Source organism: uncultured Porphyromonas sp., from assembly GCF_947254915.1.
Lineage (GTDB): Bacteria > Bacteroidota > Bacteroidia > Bacteroidales > Porphyromonadaceae > Porphyromonas.
Genome location: NZ_CAMYEZ010000018.1, coordinates 1 through 21794 on the forward strand (window position 1 = coordinate 1; position 21794 = coordinate 21794).

Below are 21794 nucleotides of genomic sequence, written 5' to 3' on the forward strand. Positions count from 1 at the left end.
ACTCCACTCGGTACGCATCATGTCACGCAGGCCCATCGGAGCGGAGCCTAGGAGGGAGATGACGAAGAGCCACTTCATCAAGGTGACAGGATGGTACTTCTGTATAAGTGTTTTGAAGGAGGTGAGGTAGATGGCATAGGAAACAGTTGCCGTGGCGCAGATCAGGTCTCCTAGCGTAGAACCAGCGGTGGATGAGCCATTGGTGGATATGAGGAGCAGAGCGCCTGACGCTCCGACGAAGACCCCGATCCCCTTGAGCCTTGTGATCGGCTCCTTGAGCACGACGGCTGCGAGGAGCATGGTGACGATAGGTCCCAGCGTGGCGACGAGCGACTGATTGACTGGTGAGGTCATCGACATGCCAATGGCAAAGAGTCCTTGGTTGAAAAAGATACCAGTCAGAGAGGCTAAGGCCATTTTCCCCCAATCCTTGAGGTCGATGCGCTCTCGTGTCCCCCAGATATAAGCAATCCAAAAGAGTATCGTGGCACCTAGGAAGCGACAGAACATGTGCGTATATGGAGTGAGCCCCCCACCAAGGAGTGCCTTGGTGAAGGGCCCATTGATTCCAAAGATAATGGTGACGCATAGCATCACGAGGTGTAGTCTCCAGCGAGGACTCATTACTATAGTTATAGAGCGTGCTTAGAAGATTAGCTTACCACACTGGCTGCAGTGCGTCGGCTCGTTGCCCAAGAGACGATTGCGTACGATGCTCTCGATACGATCCCGCAGATCCTCTAGGGGCATGAGCGCAATGACGTCTCCAACGAAAGCTACGCTCAGCATGACTCGTGCCTCGTGCTCGGGGATACCTCGCTGCATCATATAGAAGAGTGCCTCCTCGTCTAGGTGTCCCGTAGCCATACCGTGCGAACACTGGACATCATCGGCGTAGATCTCTAGCTGGGGCTTGCTGTACATGCGAGCCTCGGGAGAGAGGAGCATATTGCGGTTACTCTGGTAAGCTTCGGTCTGCTGAGCCGACTGAGCTACGAAGATGCGCCCAGAGAAGGCTCCTGTGGATTGCTCCTCGAGGAGGTTCTTGAAGAGCTGCGTGCTATGACACTTGGGCTTGATATGCTCAACACGGGTGAAGGTGTCGACGTGCTGTGTGCCATTGGTCACAGCGACTCCACCTAATATCTGCTCGGCATGCTCCCCGAGGAAGCGTGTCCGGAAGCTATTGCGTGTGATGCCATTGTTGAGTGTATAGGCAGCGAGGGTTACTTGGCTCTCTGCCCCTTGGCGCAGGAAGTAGGTGCAGGTGCGGTGCGTCTGGTGGCTATTCTCCTCCATATCGAAGAGCTTGAGCTGAGCACCATCGCCAACGTAGATCTCGGCAACTTGGTTGATGAGGAATCTGGTCCGATCTATCGTGTGGTCGCAGACAAGGATAGAAGCCTCGGCACGATCACCGAGGATGATGAGCCAGCGACGAATGCAGAGGAGTGGCTCCTGAGCGTGGAGTAGCTGGACGAGCTGCACGGGCTGCTCAAGCTGCATACCATCGGGTACGTAGAGGACGAAGGCGTCCTGCACGAAGAGCGTGTTGAGCGCAATGGTGCCGTCGGTATCGACCTCTGCTATCTGCCCATAGTAACGCTCTGCTAGGTCGGGATACTCCTTGACAAACTCTTTGATGGAGCCGACGAAGACTCCTTCGGGGAGCTTGCGCTTCTGATTGGCGTAGTGGGTATAGAGGTAATTGCTGTTGAGAGCGCTCGCCTTGATGGTGAGGGCATTGACCGATAGATCACAGCTATACTGCGGGAGTTGCTTATGCCCTGCGGGGGCTAGGTCTAGCTCCTGTAGATTGATCCCATAGTCGGGAGCGTAGAGTGACTCAATGTCTATACGCTGCCAATCCTCCATACCTCGCTGGGGCAAGGCGTACTCGCTCAGAGCCTCCAGTGCGAAGTCTCTCTGCGCTTGTAGTACTGGTAAACTGTGCTGATCAATGTAATCCTGCTGAGACTGGTAAAGGTCTAGATACTGCAGGTGTGCGGTGGGTGGTTGCTTACGTGGACTCATTGCTTCTCCTCTTTAGCTACCTCTTCCTTGATCCAGTCGTACCCTTCGTCCTCTAGTCTGAGGGCTAGCTCGGGTCCGCCCGATGTGACGATCCGACCTTTGTATAGGATATGGACAAACTGTGGCTTGATGTAGTCCAGCAGTCGCTGGTAGTGGGTGATGACGACGCAAGCGCTGTCGGGACGCTGGAGCGTGTTGACTCCGTGAGCGACGGCTCGTAGAGCGTCAATGTCTAGTCCGCTGTCGGTCTCATCGAGTATCGAAAGACGTGGCTCGAGGACTGCCATCTGGAAGATCTCGTTGCGCTTCTTCTCACCGCCAGAAAAGCCCTCATTGACCGAACGCTTGAGAAGACGATCGTCAAGACCGACCACCTCGCGCTTCTCTTTTAGCATCTTGAGGAATTCGCCAGCGGGCATTGGCTTTTCGCCCTGAGTCTTGCGACGCTCGTTGACAGCCGAGCGCATGAAGTTGACCATGCTCACGCCTGGTATCTCTACGGGATACTGGAAGCTGAGGAAGAGCCCAGCATGTGCTCGCTCTACCGCATCCATAGCCAGCAGATCCTGACCAAGATAAGTCACTTCGCCAGAAGTTACGGTAAAGGCGGGGTGCCCTACGAGGACGGACGAGAGGGTACTCTTGCCACTTCCGTTGGGTCCCATGATAGCGTGCGTCTCACCCTCACGGATGGTGAGGTTGATTCCTTTGAGTATTTCCTTGTCGCCTATGTTGGCGTGGAGATTCTTTATATCGATTATTACGTTGCTCATAGTAGTGTGTAATCTGTATCTGTATAATGTGTAGCGGGGGCGGTGCTAGCCGACACTCCCCTCAAGGGTTACAGAGAGGAGCTTCTGCGCCTCAACGGCAAACTCCATCGGGAGCTTGCTCATCACCTCACGGGCGTAGCCATTGACGATCAGGCCGACCGCCTCCTCGGTGGTGATGCCACGCTGGTTGCAGTAGAAGAGCTGATCCTCATTAATCTTTGAGGTGGTCGCCTCATGCTCCACAACCGCAGAGTCATTACGTATGTCTGCGTAAGGATAAGTGTGTGCCCCGCAATGGTTGCTTAGGAGAAGGCTGTCGCACTGTGAGTGGTTGCGCGCATTCTCCGCTGAAGCAGCGATAGAGACCAATCCACGGTAGCTATTTTGGCTACTACCGGCCGAGATACCCTTCGAGACGATGGTGCTGCGGGTATTGCGCCCGAGATGGATCATCTTCGTGCCAGTGTCCGCCTGCTGGTAGTTGTTGGTCACAGCGACAGAGTAAAACTCTCCCACTGAGTCGTCGCCACGCAGAATGCAACTTGGATACTTCCACGTAATAGCCGAGCCAGTCTCAACCTGTGTCCAAGAGATCTTGCTTCGGTCTCCACGGCATAGTCCACGTTTGGTGACGAAGTTGTAGATGCCACCTCGTCCGTCCTTGTCGCCTGGGTACCAGTTCTGGACGGTCGAGTACTTAACCTCAGCGTCGGTCTCAGCGATGATCTCAACGATGGCTGCGTGGAGCTGGTTCTCGTCTCGCATCGGAGCCGTGCAGCCCTCCAGATAACTCACGTAAGCCCCCTCGTCTGCCACGATGAGCGTACGCTCAAACTGTCCCGTATTAGCCGCATTGATGCGGAAGTAGGTCGAGAGCTCCATCGGACAGCGCACGCCCTTGGGGATATAGACAAAAGAACCGTCACTAAAGACCGCCGAATTCAGCGCTGCGAAGTAGTTGTCGTGCGACGAAACCACCTTGCCCAGGTACTTACGGACCAGGTCTGGATGCTCACGCACCGCTTCGTTGAAAGAGCAGAAGACAATGCCCAGCTCCTGAAGTTTCGTGCGGAAGGTGGTCTTCACCGAGACACTATCCATGACCGCATCGACCGCCATATTGCCCGAGAGCATCGCCCGCTCGTGGAGCGGTATGCCGAGCTTGTCAAAGGTCTTCTCAATCTCTGGATCTATCGTGCCGTCTCCTTCGTTTTTGTGACGAGGAGCCGCATAGTATATAATGTCTTGATAGTCTATCTCGGGGATCGAGAGATGCGCCCAGTCAGGACGCTCTAGTGTGAGCCAGTGACGGTAAGCTTTGAGGCGGAACTCCAAGAGCCACTCGGGCTCCTCTTTCTTTGCCGAGATGAGACGTACCACCTCCTCGTTGAGACCCTTGGGGATAGTCTCCGTATGGACGTCAGTCACGAAACCATACTTGTAGTCCCCCTGGGTGATGTCGTCAAGGATATCCTCACCCGTCGGTGTCACCGCACGTACCTCTGGTTCGGCAGCTGTGGGGACTGTTTGCTTAGGATTATGTTCGTTATTCACTTGATTGTTGCTTTAATTGTTTATCCTGCCAAGAGGTTAGGTCGCCTAGTGCAGCCCACGGGATCAAACCTCGGACTGGGTCGTATAGTCTAGACTTGTCACGCTGATCCTGTGGAGGCTCAGTCGACTCGCCCTCTTCTGTCGGAATGGTAGGCAACTGCGCTAGCACTCCTCGTGGCAGTATGAAGTCGGTTAGATTAAAGATAAGGCTAAAGAATATGATGACGAAGGCTCCCGTGAAGAGAGCTCCCATAAGTTTATTGACAACTGAGAGTGACGAACGCTTAATCGCCCTCACCGTAGGCCGTGCGAGGAAGGCGATGCCCCAGCATGAGAGCGAAAAGGTCGCTACATAAGCACCCACCACCGCCACCCCGTGGGGTAGTCCGAAAGTGCGAGAGATCCAAAGCGCTACGGGTACGCCTATCCAGCGAACCAGTACATAGCCAACGGTGATGCCCAGCACACCAATCAGAGCTGATACGACACCCCGCTTGAAACCCTTGAAGAGCGCCCAAGCCATACAGCCCAGGACCATAAAGTCTATCCAATTGAGCGTATCACCTTCCATACTCCTCGTCAGCTACTTCTGTCTCTCTCCTAGTAATGTGATAAAGCGCTCTAGTGTCTCTCTCGTGGCACTCGGTGCGAAGCTCCTGAGCAGGTCGATCGCCTCTCGGAGTATCTGCTGGATCTGTCTCTCTGTGTAGTCAATGCCACCACGCTCACGAGCTATGCGGAGGAGGTAGTCTATTGAGTCCGCCTCGATAGGTTGCTGTAGATAGGAGATGATCTCGTCTCGCTCCGTGGGGGTCGCATGGTTGAGGACATAAAGCAGAGGGAGAGAGACCTTGCCCTCAATAAGATCGTGACCCGTAGGCTTGCCCACGTCCTGGAGCTTGTCATAGTCAAAGAGATCGTCCTGTAGTTGGAAGGCACGCCCCATCAATTGCCCGAGACGTGCACAGCGCTCCACCTCTTCGTCGGTAGCGTTCACACTCAGAGCCCCCAGCTTAGCACTCGCCTCAAAGAGCGTGCCCGTCTTGCGATCCACCACGGCGTAGTAGTCCTCCTCACGATAGGTGTGTGCCTTTGACAGAGAGAGCTGCATCAGCTCCCCGATAGAGAGGTTACGCCCAGCTTGAGCAACGACACGTAGCATCTCCGAGTTGTGCTCTCGAGAGACTATCTCTAGGAAGGCGGTCGAGAGTACATAGTCTCCCATCAAGACCGCCTGATGATTGCTATAGAGCGCATTGAGCGTAGGCTGTCCACGCCGTGTGTCCGACCAGTCGATGACATCATCGTGGATGAGCGAGGCGGTGTGTAGGAGCTCTATGACGAGCGCAGCTGCGAGTGTCCGCTCATTAGTCTGACCAGCGCATAGCTGAGCGCATAGCCCCACGATGATCGGACGAACGTGCTTGCCCGAGGAGTGCTGCAGATGCTCCAGAGCGTGTGACAGCACCGATGCATCACTCTGTAGTGACCGCTTGAAGACCTGCTCGAACTCTTTGATAAAGTCCGCTATCGGGATCAACAGCCGTGTTCGCTCCTCTTGACTCATCATCGCTCGCGTCTCTATGCCTCTAGATTCTCCACCTCTTGGAGCCACATACTGCTCACCGCATCGCTCGGCATACGCCACTCCCCACGTGAGGAGAGCGATACGCTCAGCACCTTAGGTCCATCGGGCATCGCATTGCGCTTGAACTGCTGGGAGAAGAATCGCTTGAAGAAGACTCCCATCCAGTGCTTGATCTCTTGGGGCGTGTAAATTGCCTCAAAAGCAACCTTGGCTAGGTAAAAGATCTTCTTCGGCTCGAAGCCATCTAGTAGGAAGTGATAAATAAAGAAGTCGTGTAGTTCGTACGGCCCCACGAGGTTCTGCGTCTGCTGCTCGTTACCCGTCTTGGTATCTTTGATCGGCAGTAGCTCAGGACTAATAGGTGTAGCGACGATGTCTTGTAGCGTCGTGGCCAGTGGCGTGTCTCCAGCCTTGTGCGTAGCATACCACCCGACGATCAGCTGTACACTCGTCTTCGTGATTCCACTATTGACCGCATACATAGACATATGATCCCCGTTGAAGGTGCACCACCCCAAGGCTATCTCAGAGAGGTCACCCGTCCCGATCACTGGCGCGTGGTACATATTGGCGAGATCCATCAATATCTGCGTACGCTCACGTGCCTGCGCATTCTCAAAGGTCGCATCCTCCCGATTGCCCTTATAGTCGATGGCCGAGAGATGCTGCTCCGTCGCCTCCTTGATATCTATCTCACGGATCGTCACGCCCAGAGCCTGCATCATAGCATAGCCGTTGCGATAGGTGCGCTCGGAGGTGCCAAAGCCAGGCATCGTCACCGCAATGATCTGCTTGCGATCCAAGCCCAAAAGGTCAAAAGCCTCTGCCGTCACCAGTAGCGCTAGTGCCGAGTCCAGCCCGCCCGAAATGCCAATCACTGCATGCTCCGCACGCATATGCTTGAGGCGCTGTATCAGCCCGCACACCTGTATCTGAAACATCTCGTGACAACGCTCCTCGGGGTTCGCCCCCTCAGGCATAAAGGGATTGCGATCTATGACACGATCCATAGGCTGTGACTTCGCCTCAGAGCGTAGTGTGAAGGGGATGCTCTCCAGCTCCTCCTCATCGGTAAAATGATTGACCGCACTCTTGAAGCTACTATTGATCAGGCGCTCACCATGGATACGAGACACATCAATATCGCTCACGATCATACGCTCCTTGTACTCGAAGCGGCGCATCTCCTTGACTATCTTGCCCACCTCAGCGATAAACGCTTTACCCGTGTAGACCAGATCGGTCGAGCTCTCGCCATAGCCACTAGAGGCGTAGACGTATCCACAGATAGACTGCGACGTGGCGCCACTGATTAGAGAGCGCAGGTAGTCATGCTTGCCTGCATTCTCATTGCTCGCTGAGAGGTTGAAGATGATATGCGCACCATAAAGGCTCAGGCGTGTACCCGGCGTAAAGGGAGTCCACATATCCTCGCAGATCTCGATACCGATGCCCACCTGTCCACACTTGAAGATGATGTTGCGCCCGATAGGCACCGTATGCGATCCCATCTGCACCGTCTTATATTGTAGCGAATCACTGGGAGAGAACCAGCGCTTCTCCTGAAACTCTCGGTAGTTCGGCAGATAAGTCTTAGGGATCGCCCCTAGGATCTTACCGTGCTGGAAGGCGACCGCCCCGTTGAAGAGCTTCTCCTCCACCTTTACCGGCATACCGACGATCACCATCACGTCAGTCTCAGCCGTCTCCTCGACCAATTGGCAGAGCGCCTTCTGCGCTTGATCCAAAAGAAACGATTGGTGAAAGAGATCCCCACAGGTATACCCCGTGATCGAGAGCTCAGGGGTCGTAAGTATCTCTACGCCCAGCTCCTCCGCCTGAAAGATCATCTCCTTGATGCGGCTCGTATTGTAGTAGCAGTCAGCCACTCTGACGTAGGGCACAGCGGCCGCTACCTTGACATATCCATAGTTCATACCTCCAGCTATAGTCTCTTATAGTGCATTACGCTACAAAGATACAAAATCATTGCCGTCTATCCTCATGTACTCACTTCGCCTAGACTCCCCATTGCAGAATCTGGCTACTATGCGAAGGAATTAGGAAGCAAAGGGCTACTCGTAAGCTTGGCGGAATTTAACCTCCACGGAGGAATTTCTTGATTGCTCGCTAGAAAACGAAAATTCTCCACGGAGGGGCGAAATAAAAGTTCGGAAGAATGAAATGAAACTTCGGAAGAATGAAATCAAAGTTCCGAAGAATTTTTCGGCGCCTCCCTGGGAAATGAAAAGTCCCCAGCGAAGAGATTCGAATTTCCTCGCTGGAGACTAAAATCAGCTACGTAATGAGTAACCTATACTAGGGATGCAACTCGTCAAAACCGTTACTCCAGATTTGCAGGATCTGGGATTTCACCCGTCGGGCAATGGTCTAGTGTGAAATGAGTACATTTGCACCGACCGTTTTATAAGAAGATTGCCCGCCGCTGAATGAGTATCCCTGACAATGATAACAAGTATCTGAGCCCTCCGTCAGATGCGCGCCCTATGGTAGACGAGGCGCTATACCAAGAGCTACAGTCCTATGTGGACTCTGCCAAGGCTTTGGCGCGCCTTACCTACAAGTCACTATACATCATCGACTACAACAAGCTGAACTTCCTCTATGTCTCAGGCAATCCGCTCTTCTTATGTGGCGAGTCTGTCGATGAGGTTATGAACGAGGGGTATCAGTTTTACTATCGTCACGTTCCTGATGAGGATCTAGCGTTCCTCCATTTTGTCAATCGGGCGGGCTTTGACTTCTTCAAGGAGATAGCAGTCTCGGAGCGCACGGAGTACACCATATCCTACAACTTTCGGATTGTACCGGCCGAGTCTAAAGAACCAATCTTGATCAATCATCAGCTCACGCCACTCAAGCTAGACTCGTCAGGCAACATTTGGCTGTCGCTCTGTATCGTCTCACTAGCCCACTCGCAAGAGCTGGGAGAGGCTTACATCTCTGCGGTCAACTCTAGTAAGCGATGGCGGCTCTCCTCAAAGAGTGGTCGGTGGAAGCAGATGGAAGACCTCTCGCTCAGCGAACAGGAGAAAGCGGTGATCAGTCTAGCTCACCAAGGCCTGTCCGTGGGAGAGATAGCACAGATCATCCACCGCTCAGAAGACTCTGTCAAGGCATACCGCAAAGCGCTCTTTCTGAAGCTCGAAGTGAGCAATATAACCGAGGCTATAGCCGTAGCCACCAGTCGCAAGCTAGTCTGACGGAGAGACGTAGAGACGCACACTTCGGGGTCTAGCGATATGGTGTCCGTTACGTGTAGCCCTTTGTAGGGACGCACGATCTGTGCGTCCGTCCCCGTTAAAGGATACAATGTTCTGTTTTTACGATGACGGGCTACACGTCTTGCTGTACTACAACGGACGCACAGATCGTGCGTTCCTACAACAGTTACTCGTCTCGCTTTTACGGAAACAGACTCGTGGCTAAGCGTTACTGCGGAGGGAGTCGCGGAGCTTCTGCTGGTACATGCGTAGCACGGTTTCGTCGGTGATCTCCGTGTGGATGACTTCCGTGAGGGAGGGCTCACCTGTGAGCGTCATCTCGGCAAGGAGCCAAGCTATCGCCATCTGGACGTAGTACGCATCGTCGTGTTGCAATGGGACGACATGGTCTAGTGCTGCTCTAGGGGTGGCTAAGCCGTGACGTATGAGGTCCAGCCAAGCAACGATGGTGAGCCGACGTGCGTAGGGATTGGCATCGTAAGCATGCTCAGCTATCAAGCGGAGGACTATCTGGCGCTCTGTCTCTCCCCTACTCGCCCAGTCGGCCAAGACTTCCCTGTAGTAGTCAGGCACCGCCCAGCCATCGCAGAGGGGATAGAGGAGCGGTAGCCCCTCATTAGGAGTAGCTAAGCGAACGATGACGCCTCCGAAGATGATTTTGTACTCATACCATGCGAGGGCTCTCTCGTGAAGTAGCTCGATGGCTTCGTCCAAGGTAAGTAAGCGACTGAACTGCTTTACGGCTTGTCGGAGCCACTTCATACGAATGCCGAGGACGCTCTCGGGTCGTGAGGAGACTTTGGTGCGTAGTGCCATAAAGTCGGCATAGGCTGGCTCCCGACGTTGCTCCAGCTGTGCGAGCAGTGCGGAGGCTTCTTCAAGAGGTGCGGGTGTCATACGGAGGGCGTGTAGCAAGTTTCTCTAAATAGCACAGTCCCCCACATACACGCGTGTATATGGGGGACTGATTACATGATGCCACCGTGAGCGTGTGGAGAGCCTCCACAGTCACTTAGTGATGTGCTTGAGACTACTTCTCGTTCTCTTCGGGAGTGTAGAGAGGGTCGCCAGCGAGCGCCTTCTCCATGTGGCTTATCCAGACGTTGACGATAGCGGGATAGTCAGCTAGGCCGTTCATCGTGCAGTCATCAAGGGTGCACTTATAGCCAGCCTTGTTCATCTCATCGCGCCAGCTTCCCTCCTCAGGATTCTTAGGATCGACACCACCCTTGAGGTCGTTGTTGGCGTGATCACCAGCGATAGACATAAGCGGGTGTAGGAGCATCGTGCCTTCGGTCTTGCCAGCCTTCTTAGCGCGAGCGATCAAGTCGCCTACCAGGTTACCCTCCATATCGACAGTAGCAACAAAGTAGTTGGGGCTGAGCTTCTGTAGCTCCTCCTCAATCTTGTGGTAGCGTGCGTTACCGCGGCCGTAGTTCATGTTCTCAGGATTACCGTGTCCCATGAAGCTAACGAGCTTGTTCTCAGCAACAGCCTTGCCATAGATCTTGTGTAGCTCAGCGGCAACGGTCTTGCAGTCATCATCGCCCTCTAGTAGTGGACCAGCAAGGTAAACGGTCGTCTTGGCGAACTCAGGGTGCTCACCATCGTTGCGGAAGTCCTTGATGCAGTTCTGGATACGTAGGAACTCCTCACCAGGTACGATGTGTAGTGACTGTACTGCGATGTCCTTGTATCCAGCAACTCCAAGAGCCTCTAGATAGAACTTGGGTGCGTAGTAGTTCCACCCCTTCTGAGCACAACGTGTCATGCAGATCTCAGAGGTAAAAGCGAAGTAGAGGTCTCTGTCAGGGAACTTCTTCTTAAAGGCCTCCTGTACCTTCTTAAAGGTCTGCTGAGGCTTATCCCAGGTACTGCCGAAAGAGACGAGGAGTAGAGCCTTGTCTGTGGTCTTCTTTGCCTTCACCTCCTTGGTAACAGCCTGTAGCTTCATGTCGTGATTTGAGAGAGCTAGGTTGTCGTCCTCTGTACAACCTACGCAAGTCAGGAGGGTTAGTCCTAGAGCGCAGAGTGATAAGATTGTTAATAGCTTCTTCATTGTTGATAGGGTTATAAGTGATTTTATATTTGTGTGTGTGTTGGCTTGATAAAGTGTAGTGTACGTTACGGTGTGGGGAACGATAGGTTTTTCTAATCCTCCTCATCCTCCTGAGAGCGCGAGCGACGGGAGGATCGCTTGGTCGGTGTGATCTGCTTGGCTCGTCCGAAGTGAACGCTCATGGTCATATAGAGCGTGCGCCCTGGCGTAGAGGTACCGTAGTGCAGACCGTGAGGTGTGGTCTCGTAGTAGTTGAGCAGGTTGTCCACGCCAATGTTGAGGTCGAGAGACCAATTCTCATTGGGTATGATCGTCTGCTGCGTGTTGAGGCGCCATAGGTGATAGGGCTTGCCGTTGCCATCATCCTGATAGTAGCGGGTACTCTGCATACGTCCGTATAGTCCTACGGCCAGCTTGTAGCGCTGGTGGAGGAAGGCTTCGCTCCACGACAGCCCCACGGTGGCACGGTGGTGTGCCATACCATCAATTGTAACTTGGCGCATCACATCCTTATCATCATCGTGTAGGAGCGCCTCTGTGTCGAGGTAACTATAACTGGTGGTTAGCGTCCACTGCTTATAGATGCGCCACTTGGCGGTGACATCTGCGCCATAAGTCTTGGCGCTGTCCATATTCTTGTACTGACGCACGCGAGCTGGTCTGTAGGATGCGATGAGATCACCAGGGGCTTCTCGACTCGGGATCGTCACAAGGGTGATCATATTGTCGAGGAAGTTGGCATAGCCCGTAGCACTCACGTTGACTAGCGGGTTGTGGTACTCAACGCTAGCTGAGACATAGCGACTAGTCTGCGCCTTGAGGTTGGGATTGCCTAGATGGAGTATGACCATCGCCATCTGACGGACGTATCGATAGTGGAGCTCTTTGATCGTAGGGGTCTTAAAACCTTCGGAGTAGGTAGCACGCAGATTGACTGGGCCTAGCTTGTAGAGGAGGGAAACCTTAGGTGTAAACTTTGCCCCAAAGGCTGGATGATAGGTTAGCCTAGCTCCTGCGGTCAGGTTGAAATTCCTCGTAGGTGTCCACTCGTCCTGTAGATAGAGTCCCGCCTGAAAGTCATTAACCCGATTCTCGTCCAGTCGGCGTGGTGCTATGAGCCAGTTGTGATGCAGGTCTATGCCAGCGCTAAGTCGCTGATCGAAGGGAAGTGCGAAGACCCCCTTGAACTCTGTCGTGATGCGCTGCTGATTGCTCTGCAGACCTACATCTCCAGGGAAGTAGGGGAAGTTCAGCTCCTTGCCATCTGGCAGGAACTCCTTAGCCCAGGTCTCACCCGTGTAGACGTAGTAATAGGCGTGCCTGTAGTACTGCATCCGAGCTGTCAGGACAGCTCCCTGTGGGGTCTGCCAACGCATACCAGTACCTACAGAGGTGTTGTGATAGCGGAAGTCGTAGGTCTTGAAGTCGGGCACACCCGTCGGGCGATGAATATCCTTGCGATAGTAATTGCCCTCGACATAGGCCGAGAGTGGCTTGCCCTGTCGCCAGTAGAGGTGCTGCCCTATCTGCCAGTCTAGGTAGGGATTGGAGGTATTATTGACCGAGTTGGTTACAGGCTTTTCGTATCGGTTGGGGTTCTCGCAGGTTGTGTTTTGCCAACCGTCAGAGTGCTTTAGATTAAAGTCTGTCAGCGTCGTCCAGTCGCCCACCTTATACTGAAAAGCGTTGGACTGATTGATCACTCCATAAGAGGCGACACGCGTGCTATTGTCTATAGATAGGTTGTCGCGACTCTTCTTGGTGATGATGTTGATGACACCCGCTATAGCGTCGCTACCGTAGAGTGCGGAGGAAGCTCCTTTCACCACCTCAATACGCTCGATGCGTGTCGGGTCAACCATATCCAGATTCGTCTGCCCTCCGAGGTCGCTCATCAACCTCTTACCATCCACGAGGATAAGGATATAGCGATCTCCCAGCCCGCCCATCTGCATGGCGGTACCCATATCGCTATGGCTGAAGTCTATCGACGGAATCAGCCCCGAGAGTATCTCTGTAAGGGTTGCCGACCCGTAGCTCTGTAGCGTCTTAGCATTGATGATCTCCGTCTGTACGGGAGCGTTCTTGAGGAGGTAGTTTGTTCCCGTGCCCGTCACGACCACTTCGTCGAGATTGACGACCGAGAGCGAGTCAGTCGGTGTCTCGCTCTGCGCTATAAGCGTAGTGGGGAGTAGCAGGGCTAATAGCTGAACAACGAGAGCTAAATATTTATTCATAAGACAGCCAAGGGAACTAATCTAAATAAGCAACTCAACTTCAACGCTAATAGGTTAGGTTAGAGAAGCTTTTATTCGTTGCAAAGGTAGTAAAAAAAGCATTACGTAGCAACCTACAGATCTTGTCCTAGATTCCGCAAATATCACGAGTTATGCGACTCAACAGAGGGGTATTTGTGAGAGTTTGCGGAGTCGCGAGAGCGACTTATTTGGAGATGCTTCGGCTAGGACGTATGATGATGAGCGAGAAATAAGGGATAGGCTGACGGGAGAGGAATGTGTCACGGTCACTGGTGAGAAGCTCTAGATCGGGATTGCCTAGATGCTCGGCATAGATGAAGTCGTAGTTGTCCTCGGCTATGACCTCACGAACGATGTCGGCACAGCGTGAGAGCTTCATCACTACCACAGTAATTTCCATCGAAAGTGCCTCACGGAGCTGAGAGCTACTGGCAACCTTGCTCCGTACGAGAAGCGACTCGTCTTGGCGCACCAGTCCCTCACCAAAGGCTGCCGCTGTGGCTATATAATAAGGTATCCCTGGTACGATCTCTATCTTGGCACCCGCCCGACGAAGCAGGTCTGCGAGATACTGCACCGTGGCGTAGGTGCCAGCATCGCCGATAGTGACGACGCTACAGGCGATTCCCCTACCCTGCTGCTCCATCAGTCGGGTGGCAAGCTGCTCGTAGTAGCTGATCGCCTCTGTGCGGTCGCTACTCATCGGGATCTCTAGGATCTGACATCGCTGAGCGAGGGCGGAGCCTTCGGGTAGTGCAGCGATGATGCGGTGAGCGGCTTCGCCTAAGCAATAGATCTCGTCAGCCTTCTGAAGCTTGCCATAGGCACGTATAGAGATATCCTCAGGCGTAGCAGCGCCGAGGGAGACGATTGCTATCGGCTGTGGCGCTTTCATCGGCGGAAGAGGTGCTTGAAGTTGTCATTGTAGAGCTTGGAGAGCCCAGCGCGATTGTCAATGGCGTCACCGATGACCATCAATGTGGTGAGCGTGAGGTGATGCTCGCGAACTATCTGCGCCAGCTCGGAGAGTTGACCTCGATAGATCCGTTGCTCGGGCCAGGTGAGCTTGTAGCAGACCGCTACGGGCGTCGTGGGCGGATAGTGAACGAGTAGCTCCCGCTGCACCTCCTCGGCAAGGGTGGCACTGAGGTAGATGCACATCGTGCTTTGCGAGGCAGCGAGCTTGTGCAGTTGCTCTCGCTCGGGCATAGGCGTACGACCGCCACCTCGGGTTAGGATAATGGTCTGCACACGCTCAGGGATGGTAAACTGAGACCTGAGCTCTGCAGCGGCTGCTAGGAAAGAGGAGATACCAGGCGTGATATGATAACTCATACCAGCCTCGTCAAAGAGTGCCATCTGCTCTTGTATCGCGCCAAAGATGGCGGGGTCTCCCGTATGTAGTCGCACGATGAACGCGTGCTTGTCGTAAAACTCCTTCATCAAGGCAAACTGCTCCTCGAGATTCATATCGGCGGAGCTTTTCACAGTGGCACCCTCCTTAGCATAGTAGGTTAGCTCAATGGGAACTAAGCTGCCAGCATACAGGATCAGGTCAGCTCGCTCGAGGAAGTGCTTACCACGCACGGAGATTAGCTCAGGATCGCCAGGACCCGCCCCAACAATCTCTATATGCCCGTGGGGCAACCCTTCGGGAGCTACCGCAAGGCTATAGGTGAAATCGCTCTGCGGGGTGAGACAACCCTTTTGCTTCTCTATAATAAGGAGTCCCCCTTGACTGGCTGCGAGTGCCGAGGCTTCGCTGACGCTCGTTGAACCAGTGGCTGTGGCGACACGTTCCGAGGGATTGGGCACCTCAATGGTGGCTAGCTCGTCACTACTGTAGAAGTGGCAAGGCTTGCCTAAGTGCTGGGACAGCTCGTCGAGGATCGGTTCGCCACGCTTGAGCTCGATGCTATTGATCGTGGCGATAGCACTGGGGGCAAAGCCTTTGACACGAATGTCTGAGAGGATATGCTCCACGACACCCTCGGGATTTGCCTGATGGCGACAGCCCACACCGAGGTGCAGGAGTGGCGGACGAAAGTATAGACAAGGGATGGTCAAGCCCTCCAATAGGCGAAAGCTCACTGCGATAAGCAGGTCGTAGCGACTTTGGTCTATCTCCTCGTAGTGGTAGTAGATGTCTACATGCTCTGGGTGGGTGCGCTCTAGATAGGCGGTACCCTCGGAGCGCATCTCGAGGAGCAGAGCAACGGGGCGCTTGTTGACAAAGGTGGTGATGGCGGCGTTCATACTACAGCCTGCGGTCTCACTTCTCCACCCGCTCTCTGCGCCCAAGGTGTCTAACGCCCACAGTCCCTGACGGTCGCTCTGGGTTGTGATGACCGGCTCGGCACCTAGTATGTGTGCGATGCGCTCGGTCCACTCGTTGGCTCCGCCGATGTGTCCCGAAGCGACGGAGATGACGTACCGCCCTGTGGTATCTACGCAGAGGACCGCTGGGTCGTGATGCTTATCTCTGAGCAGTGGAGCAATGGTGCGAACGCAGATGCCCATGGCGGAGACGAAGAGTAAGACATCGCTCTCGTCAAAAAGCATTTTAGCCCCCTCGGCTAGGCTAGGAAGTAGGGTGAATGATTCGCTTAGCTTCTCCCGATGTGTCGTATAGAGCTTTACGTCGGGCAGTTCGCTCGCTATCTTGAGTGCGATTGCTTGACCATCGGGAGAGATGGCGAGGATCGCTATGCGTGTTTGTGAATTCATACTAGTGTGTGCTTTTGGTCGCTTGTAGGACAGCTATCGGGTTGTAGTCGTCGATCTGCATACGAGTCGTAGAGGCTATGGAACCACCGACGGCAGCGACGGCTCGTCTGAAGGCCTCCTCGCTCTCGTTCGAGACGGAGTTGAAGACGATCCGCCCACCTATGGCGAGACGATGCCACGCCTCCTCGACAATCTCCTGCAAATGTCCGCCATGCCCGCCAATGAAGACAGCATCGGGCTGAGGCAATGGATCAAGATCGGCACGAAGGAAGTCGCCCCCGCAGAAGGTAATGCCTGGGGTGTGGTGACGACGCGCATTGGCGTCAAGAAGCTCGGCGCCCTCGGGACGTATCTCGAAGGCGACCACTTGTAGAGTCGGTTGCTGCAGGCGAGCCTCGATAGAGACGGAGCCGGTGCAGGAACCGATGTCCCACAGGACGTGCGCCTGATGTAGGTCTAGCTGCGAGAGCGTCTCAAGACGTATCGCCCGCTTGGTGATCATACGCTCACGTCCGTTGAGCGGAATGAAGTCCGCATCGGGGATACCAAAGGGACGCGGCAAGGGCTTCGTCTGAATGAGGATTAAGTTGTTGGGATAGGCGAAAGTGCGCTCAGCCATTTCCGCAATAGAGAGACGGTAGAGCTGCTGTCGCTCCCTATTGCCTAGATGCTCCCCAACGATGGCTCGGTAGTTGTCGTAGCCGTAGTCGAGCATGCGCTGGGCGATGCGCTGAGGAGTGTGCTCCTTGCGATCAGTCAAGATACCAATCATTCGCTCGCCAGAGATCAGCGCAGCGTCAAAGGCTTGCCACGGTCTCCCCGTAAGCGACACAACGTGCATATCTTGGTACGGTTGCAGAGCCGCATGGGCGAGCAGCTGGAGAGAGTGGAAGTAAGGATGTAGCTCGATCTCCGCCTCGGGGAGGAGCTGCATGATGCGTTGCCCGATGCCGTTGAAGATGGGGTCGCACGAGGCGAAGACGACGACCGTGTCGTACGCTTTGTACTGCTCGATCACATCGTCTATCGGCGGAGTTATATCGATCCAGTGATACTCCGCCGGCAAGATCTCACGGACGATATCGTGGTGCCGAGCCCCTCCTGAGAAAGTGCGCTCGCCAGCGAGTCGCTCCAGTAGCTCTGGATTCCACCGTTGCTCACGATCGTCACTGAGCCCTATGAGGATGATTTTCATAGGTCACGACCAGGATTGAGCGTCTCGGCATCGCCATAGCTAAGGGTTGCGTTAACCAGCGTTGCCGCTAGATTACTGCCCCCTTTGCGCCCCTCGATGATGAGCTTAGGGATATCGTGGAATGGCTTGACCATGTGCTTTGACTCGCACACATGAACGAAGCCAACGGGCGCTGCGATGATCCCTGCGGGGTGAGCCTTGCCCTGGCGAATGAGGTGCGCCAGCTCCATGAGAGCCGTCGGGGCGTTGCCAAAAGCGTAGAGCGCATCGGGGTGCTCCTCGACAGCGAGCCGTATACCAGCTTGTGTGCGGGTTATGTCCAGTCGCTCTGCCATCTCAGCGACACGCGGGTCGTGCAGGTAGCAGAGGACCTCGATACCGTAGCGCACCAAGGCTCCTTTGCGGATGCCCGAGGCAACCATCGTCACGTCGGTCACGATGGTGCGTATCTTGCCATCCACATAACCTTGGTAAATGCGAGAGACCGCATTTGGGTCGCTGTAGAGTAGCTCCTCCATCTCAAAGTCGGCCGTCGTATGGACCGCGTGGAGCATCGCCCAGAGGTGGTCGAGCGGATAGCTCTCAGGATGCTTGAGTAGCGAAAGGATCGTGCGAAAGCTCTCGCTCATGATGCGTTGCCCGACCTTCTCCTCGTCACTGCCCTTGTCACGATAGTAGCCTCGTGGCGTAACGATCTTACCCTTTGAGAGGAAGCTCTGACTATTGCCGATGATGAGGACGGTAAACATATCCACCTCTTGCGTATCCAGTTCTCGCAGGGTCGTCGTCCAGACCCGTTGGTCGGGACGCCCCGCCTGCTGCACCAGCCCTACGGGGGTGTCGGGTGACCGATGCTTGAGAAACAGCTCGCGCACACGCTCCAGCTGCCAGTACCGCTTGATGCTCTTGGGATTGTAGATTGCTGTGACGAAGTCCGCCTCTGCCGCTGCGATGGCACGTCGCTCGATGATTGCCCACGGAGTCATCAGATCACTCAGAGAGATGATGCAGAGATCATGACCAATGGGTGCCCCGAGGAGGGCAGCCGCCTTCTGAAAGGCGGAGATCCCAGGCAGTACCTCTAGCTCCACATCACTACCCCGATCATCGCACATCTCATAGAGGAGCGGTGCCATCCCGTAGATGCCCGCATCGCCAGAGCTTATGACACAAACCGTTTGCCCAGCCTCGGCACGTTCGATAGCAAGCCTAGCTCGCTCACGCTCTTGGCGCATACCTGTGTCAATGCACTCAGCGCCCTCGTGTAGGTACTCTTGGATAAACTGAAAGTAGTAAGCATACCCCACCACCACATCAGCCTCTCTAAGGGCTTGATGCACGGCGGGCGTTATATCTTCTGGACTGCCGGGACCAATGCCGGCGATATAGATCTTCTTCATAGTATCTCTATTTGTTATTGTTGGACGGACTGCACTCACCGCTTATTTTTACAGCGACGAGACTTCGCCCGACGAATGACTCTGCTAAGGTAACGAAAACCGAGCACTACGCCACTCACCGAAACGACCAAACCACCCAATACCAGCACCAGCATGCAAATGATACGCAGCGTCGGATGCTCCGCAAAGAAGCCGATACGGAGGTTGTGACAGAAGGGGTAGAGCCACTTCTTGACTCGTCCGTTGAGACTGTAGTAACGCGTCTCTCCAGTCGTCGGACTAATGTAGAGACGACTCGACTCCTTGTCCTGTGCGGATATGCGATAGATCGGCAACTCGTACTTATCATTTAGGCTGACGTAGTAGTTGTCGTAGTGATCCATCAGCTCGATCTGCATGTCGGAGGTTCCCAGCACAGGCGTGAGCTTAGCTTTGATATCCTCCTCTGTCAGATGCAACGGCTGTGGAGCTTCACCCAAAGCGTCCCAGCTCTCCAGCTGCCCATAGCGCTGCACCTCGTAGTAAGGGTGCCCGCCATAGCTCCGCCAAGTGATCTGCTGCACACCGCCTAGGTCAAGTAGCAAGCGGTAGTCATACATGTCCGAGCGACCCAGCTGTGGAGCCTCCTCCTGCTGCGCCTCCTTGCGCTTCGTCTCAGTCTCATGCTGAGGCACGATCCACGACGGCAGATCGTAGAGCGACATCACCCCGCTGAGGGCGAAAAGCGTTAGTGACAGACCAAAGATCACGCCTCCGACGAGGTGCCAGTGCAAAGTCTTCTGGCGCTTGTAGGGACTGCGCAAACGCTTCGTTCGTCTCCACATACGGAGGTAAAGACGTATCCCAAGGTAAAGCCCCGTAAAAGCAGCAATGACAGCCAGCGAAGCGAAGATTGAGATGACCCAGAGCCAAGCGGTGCGATTTTGTCGCAGCCACCAGTAGTAAAACATGTGGGGAATCGTACCACACGATGCCCCAATACGCTCCGAACGAGTGCAGAGCTGTACCGCATCGCCCGTTTGACTAGAGAGATAAAGGTAAGTTCCCTCAGGATCGTCAAAGCGGTATCGGTAGAGGGGCAGATCCTTCTTGATCCTCGGGTAAGGCGTCCACGTGTCTATGTGTCGTATCGTATCGACCGCCACGATAGGCGCAGAGCTAAAGCGCGACGCATACTGCTCATACCAAGCCTCTGGCACCGAATCCGTAGCCGTCGTAAGGAGCGAGTCCGCATGCCACAGATACCCACCCTCGCTCGTCTCCACACGCCACATTGGCTTGCCACAATGTGTGGTGAGCGAGAGTGCCGTCAGCTCTTCACCAGGCTGTAGCTTCGCCTGTAGCGTAGCTTCCGACGGTAGAGCCACAGAGGTCGCAAGGGTGTCCTGTAGCGGTAAGTCCTTGTCCCCGAGACGGGGAAAGGAGCAAAAGATCATCACTCCTCCCGAGATCAACCATAAGAGGAAGAGCGGGGCACAGACAGTGCCAAGTATTTTGTGAAGCCAGCGCATAGCCGTAATCAGATTATAGAGTTATCATGTTTCGTGTGGGATTGTTCCCATAGGGCAAAGGTACCACTATTCGCAAAGGGAACCACTAACTAGGGCAAAACTAAGCTCCAAATCGTCCTCACAAGACTACCCCAAGCACAGGCGTGCAAGGGCTTGTCAGAATGAACGGCTCGTGCGTCCGTTCCCGTAAAAGGGGGTTGCGTCAAGATTCTGACAACAACGGATGCACGAGCCGTACGACTAGACAAGGGGGGGACTCGTAAGGTTTGCAGAGTTTCGACCTTATAGCTCTTTAGATATTGGACAAGTAACGATTGTCACTCGTTGACAAGCTCTTTTTAGAAGCGCTAAACTCTGCGTTGTCTTATTTGATTCCTATGGAAAGCTTTCAAGAGCAAAGCCTCTGAATGTGCTTTCAGCATCTCTAGGTGTTTTGTCTTTGTAGGGCTAAAGATCTGTAGATAAAACACCTTTAGCTTACTAACACCTCTGTATGCAACCAACTTGAGTGAGTGATCGGCATTGTATGCCGATGTTTGCACCATTTGTGGATCGTAGCTTATGTCTTGACCGAAACCGTTGATTGTAATCCACTCTTTAAAGGCTTTTGAGTCAAGACACTCATCGGTAAATACATTCGGGTTAAGAATCATATTGATAAATGAGTACCCATCTTCATTTTTTGAAGTAGAGTAATAGACAACAGTAGCATTTGACTGAGCTTGCTTATCGGGTTTAGTGGCAAACATAAGATTTCCATTAGCCCTATCACTCTCTGACTCTACGACTTGTCTGAGAGCTAGCGAGTTCTCATAAGACTCCACTTTACTCATATCACCACTTGCAAAAGCACTCCACGATGGGAAATCAAGGGCGTAGACAATTCCTTCTGGTGATGCAGCCTTTTGTTTGAATGCAATCATAAGATTGGTCCCATACTCCTTCAAGGGATATGATACGATTTCCACTCTAAGGTTGGGATCTTTGTCGGAAGTACCCTTATACATAAACTTCTTACGCTCTAAGTTAGTGAACCCATACTCTGCAAGCATTCGTATCGTATTGGGGCAGTTATCTAGCGAAGCTTCCTTAGAAAAAGCGAAGATGATATCCTCCTTACCTCTAGGGTCTTCGACCTGATAAGTTACAACAGGTATCACTGGCCTGTCTTTATTGACAAATGAAGGGTACTGTTTCTTCAGTATCTCTACGTCTCGCTTCACCCTACCTAGCTTAGCTTCGTGAGCTAGTATGCCTCGATCACTGTCTGGCACAAACTTTAGCAGTGGTAATTCATTAGTAGACGTTGGAGGTTCTGGGGTAGAGCGCTTCTGTTTGAATGCAATCATAAGATTGGTCCCATACTCCTTCAGGGGATATGAAACGACTTCCACACTAAGGTTGGGATCTTTGTCGGAAGTACCCTTATACATAAACTTCTTACGCTCTA

17 protein-coding genes are annotated in these 21794 nt (G+C 53.8%); 1 reads left to right on the forward strand and 16 read right to left on the reverse strand.

Annotated features, from left to right (window positions below):
* From Q0X57_RS02275 to Q0X57_RS02305, 7 genes are all read right to left on the reverse strand, one after another.
* A partial coding sequence (locus Q0X57_RS02275; RefSeq protein WP_297727027.1) for a DMT family transporter occupies nucleotides 1-624 on the reverse strand: 624 nt, incomplete at its 3' end.
* Nucleotides 625-645: 21 nt separating this feature from the next.
* On the reverse strand, nucleotides 646-2034 hold the full coding sequence (gene sufD / locus Q0X57_RS02280) for a Fe-S cluster assembly protein SufD (RefSeq protein WP_297727030.1): 1389 nt from the start codon (nucleotides 2032-2034) through the stop codon (nucleotides 646-648).
* The gene (gene sufC / locus Q0X57_RS02285) at nucleotides 2031-2795 is read right to left on the reverse strand and encodes a Fe-S cluster assembly ATPase SufC (RefSeq protein ID WP_039865790.1); all 765 of its coding nucleotides are present in this window, start codon (nucleotides 2793-2795) and stop codon (nucleotides 2031-2033) included. Before sufC ends, sufD begins: the two co-directional genes overlap by 4 nt.
* Before the next feature lie 57 nt (nucleotides 2796-2852).
* Nucleotides 2853-4298, reverse strand: a complete 1446-nt coding sequence (gene sufB, locus Q0X57_RS02290) for a Fe-S cluster assembly protein SufB (RefSeq protein WP_297727072.1) — start codon at nucleotides 4296-4298, stop codon at nucleotides 2853-2855.
* A 55-nt stretch (nucleotides 4299-4353) separates the two neighbouring features.
* Nucleotides 4354-4932, reverse strand: a complete 579-nt coding sequence (locus Q0X57_RS02295) for a CvpA family protein (protein WP_297727032.1) — start codon at nucleotides 4930-4932, stop codon at nucleotides 4354-4356.
* A 12-nt stretch (nucleotides 4933-4944) separates the two neighbouring features.
* Nucleotides 4945-5931 (reverse strand): polyprenyl synthetase family protein, encoded by a 987-nt coding sequence (locus Q0X57_RS02300; RefSeq protein ID WP_297727036.1) that lies wholly within the window; start codon nucleotides 5929-5931, stop codon nucleotides 4945-4947.
* A gap of 11 nt (nucleotides 5932-5942) precedes the next feature.
* Entirely contained in the window at nucleotides 5943-7886 is a 1944-nt protein-coding gene (locus Q0X57_RS02305) for an NAD(+) synthase (protein WP_297727039.1), read from the reverse strand.
* Between the two features lie 513 nt (nucleotides 7887-8399).
* Between Q0X57_RS02305 and Q0X57_RS02310 the strand changes: the two genes are divergently transcribed.
* Nucleotides 8400-9173, forward strand: a complete 774-nt coding sequence (locus Q0X57_RS02310; RefSeq protein ID WP_297727041.1) for a LuxR C-terminal-related transcriptional regulator — start codon at nucleotides 8400-8402, stop codon at nucleotides 9171-9173.
* Between the two features lie 222 nt (nucleotides 9174-9395).
* On the opposite strand, the gene Q0X57_RS02315 is transcribed toward Q0X57_RS02310, so the two are convergent.
* The 9 genes from Q0X57_RS02315 to Q0X57_RS02355 all read right to left on the reverse strand — a co-directional run.
* On the reverse strand, nucleotides 9396-10091 hold the full coding sequence (locus tag Q0X57_RS02315; protein ID WP_297727043.1) for a DNA alkylation repair protein: 696 nt from the start codon (nucleotides 10089-10091) through the stop codon (nucleotides 9396-9398).
* Nucleotides 10092-10224: 133 nt separating this feature from the next.
* Complete coding sequence (locus Q0X57_RS02320) at nucleotides 10225-11253, reverse strand: sirohydrochlorin cobaltochelatase (RefSeq protein ID WP_297727046.1); 1029 nt, start codon at nucleotides 11251-11253, stop codon at nucleotides 10225-10227.
* A 92-nt stretch (nucleotides 11254-11345) separates the two neighbouring features.
* Entirely contained in the window at nucleotides 11346-13490 is a 2145-nt protein-coding gene (locus Q0X57_RS02325) for a TonB-dependent receptor (RefSeq protein ID WP_297727049.1), read from the reverse strand.
* 205 nt (nucleotides 13491-13695) lie between these two features.
* A complete protein-coding gene (locus tag Q0X57_RS02330) occupies nucleotides 13696-14406 on the reverse strand; it encodes a precorrin-2 C(20)-methyltransferase (RefSeq protein ID WP_297727052.1) in 711 nt (236 codons plus the stop codon).
* On the reverse strand, nucleotides 14403-16238 hold the full coding sequence (cobM, locus tag Q0X57_RS02335; RefSeq protein ID WP_297727055.1) for a precorrin-4 C(11)-methyltransferase: 1836 nt from the start codon (nucleotides 16236-16238) through the stop codon (nucleotides 14403-14405). Before cobM ends, Q0X57_RS02330 begins: the two co-directional genes overlap by 4 nt.
* 1 nt (nucleotide 16239) lies before the next feature.
* Nucleotides 16240-17433: a precorrin-6y C5,15-methyltransferase (decarboxylating) subunit CbiE gene (gene cbiE, locus Q0X57_RS02340; RefSeq protein ID WP_297727059.1), complete on the reverse strand. Its 1194-nt coding sequence runs from the start codon at nucleotides 17431-17433 to the stop codon at nucleotides 16240-16242.
* On the reverse strand, nucleotides 17430-18833 hold the full coding sequence (cobJ, locus tag Q0X57_RS02345) for a precorrin-3B C(17)-methyltransferase (RefSeq protein WP_297727062.1): 1404 nt from the start codon (nucleotides 18831-18833) through the stop codon (nucleotides 17430-17432). The genes cbiE and cobJ overlap by 4 nt, the downstream gene beginning before the upstream one ends.
* Before the next feature lie 35 nt (nucleotides 18834-18868).
* Nucleotides 18869-20344 carry a PepSY domain-containing protein gene (locus Q0X57_RS02350; RefSeq protein WP_297727064.1) on the reverse strand — a complete coding sequence of 492 codons (1476 nt, stop codon included), beginning with the start codon at nucleotides 20342-20344 and terminating at the stop codon, nucleotides 18869-18871.
* 347 nt (nucleotides 20345-20691) lie between these two features.
* On the reverse strand, nucleotides 20692-21794 hold a 1103-nt coding region (locus Q0X57_RS02355), incomplete at its 5' end, for a hypothetical protein (RefSeq protein ID WP_297727067.1).

Excerpts from the sequence above, each read along its gene's own strand:
- sufD (WP_297727030.1), bottom strand. The coding sequence starts at position 2,034 with ATGAGTCCACGTAAGCAACCACCCACCGCACACCTGCAGTATCTAGAC.
- Q0X57_RS02295 (WP_297727032.1), bottom strand. The coding sequence starts at position 4,932 with ATGGAAGGTGATACGCTCAATTGGATAGACTTTATGGTCCTGGGCTGT.
- Q0X57_RS02300 (WP_297727036.1), bottom strand. The coding sequence starts at position 5,931 with ATGATGAGTCAAGAGGAGCGAACACGGCTGTTGATCCCGATAGCGGAC.
- Q0X57_RS02305 (WP_297727039.1), bottom strand. The coding sequence starts at position 7,886 with ATGAACTATGGATATGTCAAGGTAGCGGCCGCTGTGCCCTACGTCAGA.
- Q0X57_RS02310 (WP_297727041.1), top strand. The coding sequence starts at position 8,400 with ATGAGTATCCCTGACAATGATAACAAGTATCTGAGCCCTCCGTCAGAT.
- Q0X57_RS02315 (WP_297727043.1), bottom strand. The coding sequence starts at position 10,091 with ATGACACCCGCACCTCTTGAAGAAGCCTCCGCACTGCTCGCACAGCTG.
- Q0X57_RS02320 (WP_297727046.1), bottom strand. The coding sequence starts at position 11,253 with ATGAAGAAGCTATTAACAATCTTATCACTCTGCGCTCTAGGACTAACC.
- Q0X57_RS02325 (WP_297727049.1), bottom strand. The coding sequence starts at position 13,490 with ATGAATAAATATTTAGCTCTCGTTGTTCAGCTATTAGCCCTGCTACTC.
- Q0X57_RS02330 (WP_297727052.1), bottom strand. The coding sequence starts at position 14,406 with ATGAAAGCGCCACAGCCGATAGCAATCGTCTCCCTCGGCGCTGCTACG.
- cobM (WP_297727055.1), bottom strand. The coding sequence starts at position 16,238 with ATGAATTCACAAACACGCATAGCGATCCTCGCCATCTCTCCCGATGGT.
- cbiE (WP_297727059.1), bottom strand. The coding sequence starts at position 17,433 with ATGAAAATCATCCTCATAGGGCTCAGTGACGATCGTGAGCAACGGTGG.
- cobJ (WP_297727062.1), bottom strand. The coding sequence starts at position 18,833 with ATGAAGAAGATCTATATCGCCGGCATTGGTCCCGGCAGTCCAGAAGAT.
- Q0X57_RS02350 (WP_297727064.1), bottom strand. The coding sequence starts at position 20,344 with ATGCGCTGGCTTCACAAAATACTTGGCACTGTCTGTGCCCCGCTCTTC.